Here is a 12,093-nt window from a genome sequence, read left to right on the forward strand (position 1 = left end):
ACCTTGGCCTGGCTTGCGCGCCCGTCGGGCAGTTTCCCGCATTGCGCGCGGCAGAGCAAGCCTTACTGCGGCCCAGCTTGTTGCAGGCGCCCGCCAACGCGCACCATCTGCACAGATTTCGCCTGACCGTCGCGGTCGTCGGTCTCGACGAACACACCGCTCAGCGTAGCCTCGCCATTGGCCGGAGTGAACCGCGCCTTGGGCATCCCGGTGATGAAGCGGCGCATCGGTTCGACCTTGTCCATGCCGATCACCGAGTCATAGTCCCCGCACATGCCGGCGTCGGTCAGATAGGCCGTACCGCCCGGCAAGATCTGCGCGTCTGCCGTGGGCACATGGGTATGCGTCCCCACCACAAGGCTGGCGCGTTTGTCGCAGTAATGCCCCATTGCCATCTTCTCGGACGTCGCCTCGCAGTGCATATCGACGATGATGGCCTGCGCCTGCCCGCCGCGCGGGTGCGATTTCAGGATCGGTTCAATGGCCGAGAACGGATCATCGAAGGGCCGCTTCATGAAGACCTGTCCTAGCACCTGCACGACCAGCACCTTGCGGCCTCCGGGTGCGTTGAACAAGCGATGCCCCCGCCCCGGCGCGCCTTTGGCGAAGTTCACCGGACGCACGATGCGCGACTCTTTCTCGATGAACTGCAACATGTCTTTCTGGTCGAACGCGTGATCGCCCAGCGTCAGACAATCCGCACCGGCGTCCAGCAGCAGCTTGGCGTGATCCCCGGTCAGACCCATCCCGTTCGAGGCGTTCTCGCCATTGACCACTACAAAATCCAGCCGCCATTCATCACGCAGACGCGGCAGATGTTGCTGTACGGCCGTGCGCCCCGCGCGGCCCATGACGTCACCCAGAAAAAGTATCCTCATCCAACCTGTCCTAAGTGTGGTAATGGCCAAGCACAAGTGGTTAAGCTGCCTGCATAATCCGCCAAAGCCCTTTCAACAGGAGATTCTTGATGCCTCGCCCCCTTATTGCCGCTCTTGGCCTGATCGCACTCGCCGCTTGCGATGAGGTACCCACATCGGAATCATCCACCGAACTGGCAAACCCAGCGGCCACCTTCTGCGTGGAAAGCGGTGCAAGATACGAAATTCGCGACGGCGACAACGGGCAATCAGGCGTCTGCATTCTGCCCGATGGGCGCGAAGTCGATGCCTGGGAATATTTCCGCGAAAACAGCCCGACCTGAGGCAATCAGGCCGAAAAGGTCAGCACACGGCTTTCCGTGATCACCATATCCAGCGGCTGATCGGTGGGCTCCAGGGGCAGCCCTTCGGCCTCTTGCTCGTCAAAGGCAAACCCGATGGCCAATGTCGGGCGCTTGGCGCGCAGCCCTTCCAGCGTGCGGTCATAGAACCCGCCGCCATAGCCCAATCGTCCGCCCTGCGCATCGAAGGCGACCAGCGGAACGATTAAAATCTCCGGGTCGAAGTAATCATCAAGCTCGGGCACTTTGGCACCGAAAGGTCCGTCTTTCAGCGCGCCCTCGGGCGTCCAGCGGGAAAACTTCAGCGGCTGCCCGGCAGCTTGGATCACCGGCACACCAACAGGGCCATAAGCCGAGGCCTCGGCCATTGCAGCCAGCGGATCAATTTCGGTCCGGATCGGCATGTAGCCAGACAGAGGCACGCCCCGGTGCCCGGCCAGAACTTCGGACAGGCGCCCGGCGGCTCCGGGTAGACGGGTGTCAAACGCAGCCTTGCGGCGCGCAAAAGCCGCCTTGCGCGCGGCGGCTTTGATGTCGGTCAGATCGGTCACAGTAGCACCACGCTGGCAAGCCCCAGAAAAATAAAGAACCCCATGACATCCGTCGTGGTCGTCACAAAGGTCCCCGACGCCAGCGCAGGGTCAACACCCATGCGGTCCAGCACCACCGGTACTACCGTACCTGCAAAGCCTGCGATGACCATGTTCACGACCAAGGCCGATCCGATCACGACACCCAACATCGGAGAATCGAACCACATCATCCCCACCGTCCCCAGCACGATGGCAAAACACAGCCCGTTCAGCATCCCCACCAACAACTCACGGCGGATCACGCGCATGACGTTGGCGTTGGTCAGGTCGCGCGTCGCCAGTGCACGCACCGCAACCGTCAGCGATTGCGTCCCTGCATTGCCGCCCATCGACGCCACGATCGGCATCAGAATCGCCAGCGCTACCAACTGATCAATCGCCGCCTCGAACTGTGAAATCACCAGCGAGGCACAGATCGCCGTACACAGGTTCACCGCCAGCCACGGAAGGCGCCGCCGGCTGGTCGCCGCCACGCTGTCCGAGATTGAGCTTTCGTCGCTAACCCCCGCCAGACGCAGGATATCTTCCTCATGCTCTTCATCCAGAACAACCATGGCGTCGTCGATGGTGATCACACCAACCAGCCGCCCATCCGCATCGACCACCGGGGCCGAGATCAGGTGGTACTGATTGAAGGCATAGGCCACGTCTTCCTCGTCCTGATCAACGGGAATGGTGTGAAACTCTTCCTCAGCGATGTCGTGCAGCGGCACCTCGCGCCGTGTGGCCATCAGCTTGCCCAGCGTGACCTGCGCCACGGGCTTCAGCCGCGGATCGACCAGAACAACGTGATAGAACTGCTCGGGCAGATCATCATTGGCGCGCATGAAGTCGATGGCTTGCCCCACCGCCCAATGCTCGGGCGCCATGACCACCTCGCGCTGCATGAGACGGCCGGCCGAGTTCTCGGGGTAGGACAGCGCCTGTTCCGCTGCGATCCGCTCGGAATCTTCCAGCGCATCAAGGATCGCCTCCTGCTGCGGCTCTTCAAGGTCTTCCAGCAGGTCGACAACGTCGTCGCTTTCCATCTCGCGCACGGCGTCGGCCAGAACGTCGGGCTTCAGGATGCCGATGATCTCTTCGCGCACCGCCTCATCGAGCTCCGAGAGGATGTCGCCGTCAAACTCCTTGTCATACAGACGGATCAGGCGGGCACGGTCATACGGATTGATCTGTTCCAGAAGGTCGGCGATGTCGGCCGGGTGCAGCGGCTCCATCAGCTCGACCAGCTTTTCGCGGTCTTCCACATCGACCGCGTATAAAATGGCCGCTACGGTCTTGCGATCCAGCGCATAGACATCCTCATCGCTGTGCGCGTCATTTACGGGTTCATCAAAGCCTGTTGTCATGTCTGCCCCGTATCATTCGGTCATTGGCCCCTAATTAGAAGAAGCTGCTACCGGAAAACAATGACAATGCGGCGATTTACCGACAAGTTTCGCCCGCCTATGCTGTTTCGCAGTCCCATACAGGCGGAGATGAAGGAAAATGGCGCAAAAAACGCTGCTGAAAGGACGTGTCCTGAGTTTCACCGGTTCACCTTTCGAGGGTGAGCCGGTCGACGCCGTCAAAATCAGCGAGGCGGTTCTGGTCGAAGACGGCCGCATTGCCGCCGTGGCGGATGCTGACAGCCTGCGCGCCGCCCATCCGGACGCTGCCGTAGTCGACTACGGTCAGCGCGTCATCATGGCAGGTTTCGTAGATGCCCATGTGCACTATCCGCAGACCGCCATGATCGCCAGCTGGGGCAAGCGCCTGATCGACTGGCTGAACACCTATACGTTCCCCGAAGAGATGAAGTTCGGCGACCCGGCCTATGCGTCCGAGATCGCCAACCGGTATCTGGACCTGACCGCCGCGCACGGCACCACGACGATGTGCAGTTTCTGCACCATCCACCCCGAAAGCGTCGATGCCTTCTTTACCGCCGCGCAAGCGCGCAATCAGCGTGTGGTCGCCGGTAAAACCTGCATGGACCGCAACGCGCCCGAGGGGCTGCGGGACACGGCCCGGACAGCATATGACCAATCCGAAGCGCTGCTTGCAAAATGGCACGGGATCGACCGGCTGTCTTACGCCATCACTCCGCGCTTTTCCCCCACCTCCACGCCCGAACAGCTTGAGGCGATGGGCGCTCTCTGGGCCGAGCACCCGCATTGCCTGATGCAAACCCACCTGAGCGAACAGACCGACGAGATCGCCTGGGTCCGCGAGCTGTTCCCCGAGGCGCGCGATTATCTGGATACCTACGAGAAATTCGGCCTGCTGGGATCTCATGGCGTCTATGGCCACGTCATCCACCTGGAATCGCGCGAACGCGACCGGCTGCGCGAGGTCGACGCGGCGCTGATCCATTGTCCGACCTCGAACACGTTCATCGGCTCGGGCCTGTTCGACATGACCGGGCTGATGCGGGACGGCCACCGCGTCGGGCTTGCGACGGATACCGGTGGCGGGTCCAGTTTCTCGATGCTGCGCACGATGGCCGCCGCCTATGAGATCGGGCAGCTGCGGGGCGCACCCCTGCACGCCGCGCAACTGCTGTGGCTGGGCACCGTGGGATCGGCGCGCACATTACGGATGGACGATTGCATCGGCAATGTCGCACCGGGGATGGAGGCCGACCTGATCGTCCTCGATCTCGCATCGACCCCGGCCATCGCCCAGCGCGAAGCCTGTGCCGACGACTTATGGGAGGCCATCTTCCCCACCATCATGATGGGTGACGACAGGGCGATTTCCGAAGTCTGGATCGCCGGTGAACGCGTCAGCCACTAGGGCTGCAGCGCGCGCGCCAACTGGTTCTGCCGCGCGATCACACGGGGCATGTCCAATGTGGTGACATGCCCGTCGCGCACGATCTGACGGCCTTCAACAAACAGATGTTTCACATTCATTGGCCCGGCCAGCAGCAACGCCGCCGGGTCCCAACTGCCTGCGCTTTCAATGCCACGCGTATCCCAGATGGCAATGTCGGCGCGCTTGCCGGGTTCCAGCCGTCCGCAATCGGGTCGGTTCAGAACGTCGGCGCCGCCACGCGTTGCGATCTCCAGCGCTTCGCGGGAAGACATCGCATCCGCACCGTTCGCCACACGTTGCAGCAACATGGCCTGACGCGCCTCGAGGATCAGGTTGCCATTGTCGTTGCTGGCTGACCCATCCGCCCCCAGTCCAACCGACACGCCCCGATCACGCATCGCACGAACTGGTGCGATGCCCGAACCCAGACGGCAATTGGAACAGGGGCAATGCGCGACACCGGTCCCGGTTCTGGCGAACAGATCGATCTCGGCCCCGTCCAGCTTGACGCAATGGGCGTGCCAGACATCCGCTCCGGTCCAGCCCAGCTCCTCGGCATATTGCCCCGGACGACAGCCGAACTGCGCCTGTGAATAGGCGATATCTTCGTCATTCTCCGCCAGATGGGTGTGCAGCATCACGCCCTTGTCCCGCGCCAGAATCGCAGCATCCCGCATCAGATCACGGCTGACCGAGAACGGGGAACACGGCGCCAGCCCGACACGGCACATCGCGCCCTCGGAAGGGTCGTGAAACGCATCTACGACCCGGATCATATCCTCGAGGATCGCGGCCTCGTCTTCGACCAGCGAATCCGGCGGCAGGCCACCATCGCTTTCGCCAATGCTCATGGCGCCGCGGGTGGGGTGAAACCGCAGGCCGATCTCGGACGCCGCCGCAATCGTGTCATCCAGCCGTGCACCGTTCGGGTACAGATAAAGGTGGTCAGAACTGAGCGTGCATCCGGACAAGGCCAGTTCGGCCAGGCCGATCTGGGCCGAAACAAACATCTCTTCCGGCCCAAAGCGGGACCAGATGGGATAGAGCGTCTTCAACCAGCCAAACAGCAGCGCATCCTGCCCGCCGGGCACCGCGCGGGTCAGGGTCTGATAAAGATGGTGATGGGTGTTCACCAAGCCCGGTGTCACGACACACCCGGCGGCATCGTGAACCTCACCGGTGGTTGTCAGGCCGCGGCCAATCTGTTCGATCTGCCCGCCTCGGATCAGGATATCCGCGCCAGAGAGTTCACGGCGCGAATCGTCCATCGTCAGGATGGTGTCTGCATTCTTAATCAGGAATTCGGTCATTCCGCCCCCCTTGCTTTACACCCGTTTCGTGCAAGAAGAGCGTTGGCTGGCGGAAAACGGGTACAAGAACCAGCCGGGCAAACCCTAGCCGACCGTTTCAGACCCGGCAATCACTTTCAGTGTTGGCGCAAGATCTCCAGCGCCGCCGCGTGCAACGTGGTATTCGCGGCCGCCAGCACGCGCCCGCCCTCATGCACCAGGCCACCCTGCCAATCAGTGACAACACCGCCAGCCGCTTCGATCACCGCAATCGGCGCCTGAATGTCATAGGCATTCAGGCCAGCCTCGATCACCAGATCGACCTGCCCCGCAGCCAGCAGAGCATAGGCATAACAATCCATGCCATAGCGCGTCAGACGCACCTGTTGCGCCACGGCCTCGAACCCGGCGCGGTCTTCGGGGGTTCCGACCTCGGGGAAAGTGGTGAACAGTACCGCCTGGTCCAGGCCGGAGGTCAGGCGGGTCTTCAATGGGACCGTGCCGGTTGGGCCGGTCACCCGCGCGATATCAGCCGACCCCACAAAACGCTCGCCAATATAGGGTTGGTCAATGACGCCCAGAACCGGACCGTCCGGTGTGCTCAGCGCGATCAGCACGCCCCAAGTGGGTGTTCCGCAGATGAAACCGCGCGTACCGTCGATCGGGTCCAGCACCCAAGTCCGGCCGCTGATGCCCTGAACCTGGCCGAACTCTTCCCCAAAGATACCGTCATCGGGCCGGTGTTTTGCCAGAACCGCGCGCATGGCCTGCTCGGCAGCCCGATCGGCAACCGTTACCGGATCAAAGCCCTCGGCCAGTTTGTTGTCGGTCTCAAGATTGGATTGCCTGAAAAATGGAAGAATGGCCGCGCGTGCAGCGTCGGCCATTTCCTCGGCAACATCCAGATCGCTCAAAATGGTCTCTTGCATGCGCTACCCGTGCGGCCCGCGCGTGCCAGAGTCAAGCCCGTTCGCTCAGGCGACGTCGCTCAGCACCCGGGCCAGTTCAAACAGACGTCGGCGTTGATTTTCAGGGATCGCATAGTAGGAACGCACCAGATCCAGAGCTTCCTTGTCCCCCATCAGATCGGCCGGAACCGATTTCTTGCCGGATGCTTCTTTTTCGGCCTCTTCCAAACCTTCAAAGAAAAAGCTGACAGGCACATCCAATGCCTCGGCGATGTCCCACAGGCGGGATGCGCTGATCCGGTTGGCACCCGTTTCATATTTCTGAATTTGTTGAAACTTAATACCAACTTGCTGCGCCAACTGCTGCTGGGTCATGCCAATCAGCCAGCGGCGATGCCGGACGCGCTTGCCCACATGGACATCGACGTGATGGGTCATTGGTATTCTCCTCTAAACTACACACACAACCGATTTGAGTGCGCGACATGCCTTTTTAACGCAACAGTAGCGAGCCGCCCTTAACTACTTCCTAATCAGGAACATGCCCCCAAATCAGCACCTCAGACAATATTGCGCTTTTTCGGTATTTTTTCAAGAAGGTTGAATCTGTTTCGCAGAGCAGATGTTTAAAGTTGTGCCGCGCCAGTCCGGCACACGTCCCTGCCGCAGGGTAAGTCTGACGCGGCTGCCACACTCAATCCCCGGCTAAGAGATTGACAAACCCCAAGCAGCACGAACCTATGCGCCTAACCACAGGAGCACACTCATGCTGGCCTATCGAATTCCAACCCAGGGCGCGGCCGCCCGGCTTTGCGATATTGACATCCCGCAGCCTCTGGAAGGTCAGGTGCGGGTCGCTATCAAGGCCTGCGGTCTGAACTTTGCCGACCTGCTGATGCAGAAGGGTACGTATCAGGACACGCCGCCCGCCCCCTTCACACAGGGCATGGAAATCGCCGGAGTGGTCGATGCAGTCGGTCCCGGTGTGTCACATCTGAAAGCGGGAGACCGGATCGCGGTCTATTCCGGTCAGGGCGGTTTGGCCGAATTCGGAGTGTTCGACGCGGACCGCGCGATTCCCCTGCCCGAATCGATGAGCTTCGAAGACGCAGCGGCCATCCAGATCGCCTATGGCACCAGCCACATCGCACTGGACCACCGCGCCCGCCTGCAACCCGGCGAGACCCTGTTGGTCACGGGCGCGGCAGGTGGTGTCGGCCTGACAGCGGTCGAGATCGGCAAACTGATGGGCGCGACCGTGATCGCTCAGGCCCGGGGCGCGGATAAGCTGGCCGTGGCGCAGGCCGCCGGGGCGGACCACCTGATCGACGCATCCGAGGATCTGCGCACGCGGGTCAAACAGCTTGGCGGCGCGGATGTCGCGTATGACGCAATCGGCGGCGACGTGTTCAAGGCCGCTTTCCGCGCCACCAACCCTGAAGGGCGCCTGCTACCCATCGGTTTTGCGGGTGGAGAGGTTCCGCAGATTCCGGCCAACCACCTGCTGGTCAAGAACCTGACGGTGATCGGATTCTATATCGGGGGGTACCTGACCTTCCGGCCTCAGATCGTACGGAACAGCTTTGAAACCCTGTTTCGCTGGCACGCCGAGGGTAAAATCAAACCCCATATCAGCCACCTGCTGCCCTTGACGGACGCCGAGAAAGGCCTGCAACTGCTGCGAGACCGTACGGCGACCGGCAAGGTCGTAATCGCCCCTTAGCCGACAACCGCCTTCAGGGGGCTACTGCCGAGCATACGGAAATTTTGCCGAACGAGATCGGTCAACGCCTCGACCACGGGGCCACGTCCGGGCTCTCCGCCGTACAGGTTGATCATATGCGCAGGCAGATCTGGCAGCACACCGCCATCGTCGATCTGCACCAGATGCGCCGCCTCGGTGCCGTCCAGCATTGCGTGAATCGCCAGATCGGCGGACACGGTGGCCTCGATGGTGCGGTCGTTTTCGGTTTCCACCGACAGCTCCCACGGTAGGCCTGCCTCATCCAGCGCTGCGATCATTTGCGGCCGGAACATGCACCGACGCCCCACCGCAATTGGAATCGGCCGTTTGCGCCAGGCCGACCCGCCGGGCGCGCCAATCCAGCGCAGCGGCAGTTCCGCGACGGTTTCAGCACCATCACCCCTGTTTGCTTCGGTCGTCAGAATCAGGTCGCACTCGCCACGCTTGAGCATGTCTTTCAGCTGCAGCGAGTAGGAAGACACCAACTGCACCCGCACCCGTGGAAAATCCGCATTGAACCGCTGCAACACCCGGGGAATCGCCGGGTACACAATGTCATGCGGCACGCCCAGCACCACCTCACCCTCGAACGCCTGATCGGTGAGTTTCGAGATCACCTCATCATTCAGCGCGATCATGCGGCGGGCATAGGCCAGCAGCTGCTCGCCGGACGCGGTCAGCGCGATTGTCCGACCGCTGCGGTCCAGCAGTTCGAGGCCCAGCAGCTCTTCCAGCCGTTTCAGCTGCATCGATACCGCAGATTGCGTCAGGTGCAGGAACCCGGCAGCGCGTGTCACGCCGCCCTGATCCGCCACCGCCACGAATGACCGCAAGGTCGTAATGTCCAGATTTCGCATGTTCACGAATCCTTATGTGTCACTTCATAAACATTCATTTTCAAAATGTGCCCTATCGCGTCATATAAATCAAGGAACTTGATGAGACCACAGAAACTCATCGAGGATCACGGAAAGGACAATAATTATGACCCAACTTGCGATTAACAGACACTGCCCGCCCCGCCGCCGCTTTGGCCTGACCCTGCTGTGGGATGCGCTTTCCCTGCGCCGCCAGCGATGCACCCTGGCAAGGCTGGACGCCCGGGCTTTGGAAGATATCGGGATCACGCGTGAACAGGCCGAGGCCGAGGCGGCCCGCCCAATCTGGGATGCGCCGGAATTCTGGCAAAAATGACTCCGACACTCATCTTTTCGCAATGAATGGCGACCCGTACCCGCAGGTCGCCATTTTTGTTTCGTGTTTTAGCCGGATTCCGCCTCTAAACCCTTGAAACGTGACCCGCAGTTGCCGATATTTGCGAGGAACGGGGTCCGCTTTTCGGACCACGACAAGAATGATGTGAAGGGAGACCCTTTAATGGCACAATTTGACACGATCCGGACGGCGGCCGGCGCGCGCGCTGCCCAGATTGACGAGGGCCTGCGCGCCCACATGAACAAAGTCTACGGCACGATGTCCGTAGGCATGCTGATTACATTTGCAGTGGCATGGGCCGTCGGCTCGAACCCGCAGTTGCTGTCGGTGTTCCGTGACCCGGTTACATTGAGCCCGAACATCCTCGGCTGGATCGTGATGTTCGCGCCGCTGGGAATGGTGTTTCTGTTTAGCGGCATGATCAACCGGCTGTCCGCTGCGGGGGCTCAGACCTTTTTCTACGGCTTTGCCGCAGTCATGGGACTTTCGATCAGCTGGATTTTTGCCGCCTTTACCGGCTTTTCCATCGCTCAGGTCTTTCTGGTAACTGCGATCGCCTTTGCCGGGCTTTCACTGTGGGGCTACACCACAAAGAAAGACATTTCCGGTTGGGGCTCGTTCCTGATCATGGGTGTGATCGGCCTGATCGTGGCGTCCATCATCCAGATGATCTGGCCGATTCCGGGCTTGGGTGCTGTGATTCCGTTCATTGGCGTTCTGATCTTTGCCGGCCTGACCGCATATGACACGCAGAACATCAAGACAACCTACCTGCAGATGGCCCATGCCGGCGACCAGGAATGGCTTGGAAAAGCGGCAATCATGGGTGCGCTGAGCCTGTATCTGGACTTCATCAACATGTTCATGTTCCTGCTGCAGCTGCTGGGTAACCGCGAATAACAGCGCTCAGAACTTTTACGTCTGGGGCGGGTCCGAAAGGCTCCGCCCCTTTTCTTTGCGCGTGTGTTTCTCAACGAACGGGCGGCGCAAAAGAAAAGCCTCTGCCGACTTCGGCAGAGGCTGTTTCAGAATTCGCGTGAAGCGGTTTTAGCTACAGTTCAGCGCCACGGCAAAACCCGAACTACGCTCGGAAGAGCCCTTACGATACACTTCACCCGCTGGCAGGCAGCCGGTGAACTGCTCGGCATCACGGCCAAACGTTGCACCGACCTTGTTATCAACGCGGGTGCTGTTGTTCGCGGTGCGCAGCACACCGTACAGAGTACCATTCACGTTGACCGTGCTCAGGAACAGGTTGGTGTCGGACCCGGTCAGAACCACCGAGTCGGTGTCGCTGCGTCCACCGTTGTCGATTGCGACACGCGCGACTTTCTCTGCTTCGGTTTGGTCGGTCACCACGGGAACAGCGGGCAGCACAGCCAGTTCAGCCGGTACATTCGTCGCAGGCGGCAGGAAGGCAGCCGCACCCGGCACATCCGAGATCGAGCGGGGCTCACCATCGATCCCCGTGAACCCGACGCCTTCGCGGTTATAGGGGTCTTCGCAGGCCGCAAGGGCCAGCACAGTCATTGTGGATAACAAGATTTTTTTCATGACGGCCAACATTTTGGAACGATTTGTTGAAGCGTAGAGGCAAGCCCCGGCAAAAAGCAACCCACTGCGGACCCGATTGCCCTGCCCGCTGATGCTTCGTTGCAACGGCGCGAGGGGCCATGAAGCCCTGCCCCCGGAATGACCCGCAAAGAAAAAGGGCTCTGCCGTGGCAGAACCCTTTGAAACTGTCCAAGCTGGACGGCAGATTACTTGATCTTGCCTTCCTTGTACTCGACATGTTTCCGAGCGACCGGATCGTATTTACGAACGGTCATTTTCTCGGTCATGGTGCGTGCGTTTTTCTTGGTCACATAGAAGTGGCCCGTGCCCGCGGTCGAGTTCAGACGGATCTTGATTGTCGTCGGCTTCGCCATGGTTATCTCCTGCGTCCGAAAAGGCAGGGGCCTTTCGGTTGAATTCCTATGAGCGTGCGCTTTTACCCGGTCGCGCGGCTGAGTCAACCGGAATCCGTCCGTAAAGCTCACAAATCATGAGGTCGGTGCCCGCCATGGTTTGGTTGGTTCACGGTTCTGTGATATGGTCGCGCGATTACACCCGACAAAAGAAGCCGATAACAGGCTCGGACCCCGAGGCGCCAGGTCCAGGCGAGACGCTCTGCCAGCAGAGTTTTTTATGATCACTTGGGGGGCATGACAGGTGAAGGCATCGACGAGATGGCGAGGTGGCATGTCTTCGGTTTCCCCGATGGGTTGGAATTGGAACCGGGAGGAACATGCAGAGCGTGCCCGGTCCCGACTATCGCTTCCGTGGC

Annotated in this window: 14 protein-coding genes; 5 read left to right on the top strand and 9 right to left on the bottom strand. The window is 60.7% G+C overall.

Going from position 1 to position 12,093, the window contains the following annotated elements; all coding sequences use genetic code 11:
* Window positions 1–62 precede the first annotated feature (62 nt).
* Window positions 63–878: a TIGR00282 family metallophosphoesterase gene (locus ACR0DO_RS03520; protein WP_480556756.1), complete on the bottom strand. Its 816-nt coding sequence runs from the start codon at window positions 876–878 to the stop codon at window positions 63–65.
* A gap of 89 nt (window positions 879–967) precedes the next feature.
* On the opposite strand from ACR0DO_RS03520, the gene ACR0DO_RS03525 reads away from it, so the two are divergent.
* On the top strand, window positions 968–1,201 hold the full coding sequence (locus ACR0DO_RS03525) for a putative hemolysin (RefSeq protein ID WP_480556757.1): 234 nt from the start codon (window positions 968–970) through the stop codon (window positions 1,199–1,201).
* A gap of 5 nt (window positions 1,202–1,206) precedes the next feature.
* On the opposite strand, the gene ACR0DO_RS03530 is transcribed toward ACR0DO_RS03525, so the two are convergent.
* Both ACR0DO_RS03530 and mgtE read right to left on the bottom strand, forming a co-directional pair.
* Window positions 1,207–1,770 carry a 5-formyltetrahydrofolate cyclo-ligase gene (locus ACR0DO_RS03530; protein WP_480556758.1) on the bottom strand — a complete coding sequence of 188 codons (564 nt, stop codon included), beginning with the start codon at window positions 1,768–1,770 and terminating at the stop codon, window positions 1,207–1,209.
* A complete protein-coding gene (mgtE, locus tag ACR0DO_RS03535) occupies window positions 1,767–3,161 on the bottom strand; it encodes a magnesium transporter (protein WP_480556759.1) in 1,395 nt (464 codons plus the stop codon). The genes ACR0DO_RS03530 and mgtE overlap by 4 nt, the downstream gene beginning before the upstream one ends.
* Window positions 3,162–3,300: 139 nt before the next feature.
* Between mgtE and guaD the strand changes: the two genes are divergently transcribed.
* Window positions 3,301–4,590 (top strand): guanine deaminase, encoded by a 1,290-nt coding sequence (gene guaD / locus ACR0DO_RS03540; protein WP_480556760.1) that lies wholly within the window; start codon window positions 3,301–3,303, stop codon window positions 4,588–4,590.
* On the opposite strand, the gene ACR0DO_RS03545 is transcribed toward guaD, so the two are convergent.
* The 3 genes from ACR0DO_RS03545 to ACR0DO_RS03555 all read right to left on the bottom strand — a co-directional run bounded on the left by ACR0DO_RS03545 (window position 4,587) and on the right by ACR0DO_RS03555 (window position 7,246).
* The gene (locus ACR0DO_RS03545; RefSeq protein WP_480556761.1) at window positions 4,587–5,921 is read right to left on the bottom strand and encodes an 8-oxoguanine deaminase; all 1,335 of its coding nucleotides are present in this window, start codon (window positions 5,919–5,921) and stop codon (window positions 4,587–4,589) included. The genes guaD and ACR0DO_RS03545 overlap by 4 nt on opposite strands.
* A gap of 116 nt (window positions 5,922–6,037) precedes the next feature.
* Window positions 6,038–6,829, bottom strand: coding sequence for a histidinol-phosphatase (hisN, locus tag ACR0DO_RS03550; protein ID WP_480556762.1), 792 nt, complete (start codon window positions 6,827–6,829; stop codon window positions 6,038–6,040).
* Between the two features lie 45 nt (window positions 6,830–6,874).
* Window positions 6,875–7,246, bottom strand: coding sequence for a helix-turn-helix domain-containing protein (locus tag ACR0DO_RS03555; RefSeq protein WP_480556763.1), 372 nt, complete (start codon window positions 7,244–7,246; stop codon window positions 6,875–6,877).
* 328 nt (window positions 7,247–7,574) lie between these two features.
* Between ACR0DO_RS03555 and ACR0DO_RS03560 the strand changes: the two genes are divergently transcribed.
* A complete protein-coding gene (locus ACR0DO_RS03560; RefSeq protein ID WP_480556764.1) occupies window positions 7,575–8,531 on the top strand; it encodes an NADPH:quinone oxidoreductase family protein in 957 nt (318 codons plus the stop codon).
* Here ACR0DO_RS03560 and ACR0DO_RS03565 read toward each other — a convergent pair.
* On the bottom strand, window positions 8,528–9,409 hold the full coding sequence (locus ACR0DO_RS03565) for a LysR family transcriptional regulator (RefSeq protein WP_170441017.1): 882 nt from the start codon (window positions 9,407–9,409) through the stop codon (window positions 8,528–8,530). The genes ACR0DO_RS03560 and ACR0DO_RS03565 overlap by 4 nt on opposite strands.
* A 127-nt stretch (window positions 9,410–9,536) precedes the next feature.
* On the opposite strand from ACR0DO_RS03565, the gene ACR0DO_RS03570 reads away from it, so the two are divergent.
* Entirely contained in the window at window positions 9,537–9,746 is a 210-nt protein-coding gene (locus ACR0DO_RS03570; protein ID WP_170441015.1) for a YjiS-like domain-containing protein, read from the top strand.
* A 183-nt stretch (window positions 9,747–9,929) separates the two neighbouring features.
* Window positions 9,930–10,667 carry a Bax inhibitor-1/YccA family protein gene (locus ACR0DO_RS03575; RefSeq protein ID WP_170441013.1) on the top strand — a complete coding sequence of 246 codons (738 nt, stop codon included), beginning with the start codon at window positions 9,930–9,932 and terminating at the stop codon, window positions 10,665–10,667.
* 147 nt (window positions 10,668–10,814) lie between these two features.
* On the opposite strand, the gene ACR0DO_RS03580 is transcribed toward ACR0DO_RS03575, so the two are convergent.
* The gene (locus ACR0DO_RS03580) at window positions 10,815–11,297 is read right to left on the bottom strand and encodes a hypothetical protein (RefSeq protein ID WP_170670655.1); all 483 of its coding nucleotides are present in this window, start codon (window positions 11,295–11,297) and stop codon (window positions 10,815–10,817) included.
* 230 nt (window positions 11,298–11,527) lie between these two features.
* Window positions 11,528–11,695: a 50S ribosomal protein L33 gene (gene rpmG, locus ACR0DO_RS03585; RefSeq protein ID WP_005630270.1), complete on the bottom strand. Its 168-nt coding sequence runs from the start codon at window positions 11,693–11,695 to the stop codon at window positions 11,528–11,530.
* Between the last annotated feature and the right edge of the window lie 398 nt (window positions 11,696–12,093).

The sequence above is a fragment of the Ruegeria sp. AM9 genome, assembly GCF_056540565.1.

Bases quoted from the DNA above. Each gene is read 5' to 3' on its own strand.
- ACR0DO_RS03520 (WP_480556756.1), bottom strand. From the start codon at position 878: ATGAGGATACTTTTTCTGGGTGACGTCATGGGCCGCGCGGGGCGCACG.
- ACR0DO_RS03525 (WP_480556757.1), top strand. From the start codon at position 968: ATGCCTCGCCCCCTTATTGCCGCTCTTGGCCTGATCGCACTCGCCGCT.
- mgtE (WP_480556759.1), bottom strand. From the start codon at position 3,161: ATGACAACAGGCTTTGATGAACCCGTAAATGACGCGCACAGCGATGAG.
- guaD (WP_480556760.1), top strand. From the start codon at position 3,301: ATGGCGCAAAAAACGCTGCTGAAAGGACGTGTCCTGAGTTTCACCGGT.
- ACR0DO_RS03545 (WP_480556761.1), bottom strand. From the start codon at position 5,921: ATGACCGAATTCCTGATTAAGAATGCAGACACCATCCTGACGATGGAC.
- hisN (WP_480556762.1), bottom strand. From the start codon at position 6,829: ATGCAAGAGACCATTTTGAGCGATCTGGATGTTGCCGAGGAAATGGCC.
- ACR0DO_RS03555 (WP_480556763.1), bottom strand. From the start codon at position 7,246: ATGACCCATCACGTCGATGTCCATGTGGGCAAGCGCGTCCGGCATCGC.
- ACR0DO_RS03560 (WP_480556764.1), top strand. From the start codon at position 7,575: ATGCTGGCCTATCGAATTCCAACCCAGGGCGCGGCCGCCCGGCTTTGC.
- ACR0DO_RS03565 (WP_170441017.1), bottom strand. From the start codon at position 9,409: ATGCGAAATCTGGACATTACGACCTTGCGGTCATTCGTGGCGGTGGCG.
- ACR0DO_RS03570 (WP_170441015.1), top strand. From the start codon at position 9,537: ATGACCCAACTTGCGATTAACAGACACTGCCCGCCCCGCCGCCGCTTT.
- ACR0DO_RS03575 (WP_170441013.1), top strand. From the start codon at position 9,930: ATGGCACAATTTGACACGATCCGGACGGCGGCCGGCGCGCGCGCTGCC.
- ACR0DO_RS03580 (WP_170670655.1), bottom strand. From the start codon at position 11,297: ATGACTGTGCTGGCCCTTGCGGCCTGCGAAGACCCCTATAACCGCGAA.
- rpmG (WP_005630270.1), bottom strand. From the start codon at position 11,695: ATGGCGAAGCCGACGACAATCAAGATCCGTCTGAACTCGACCGCGGGC.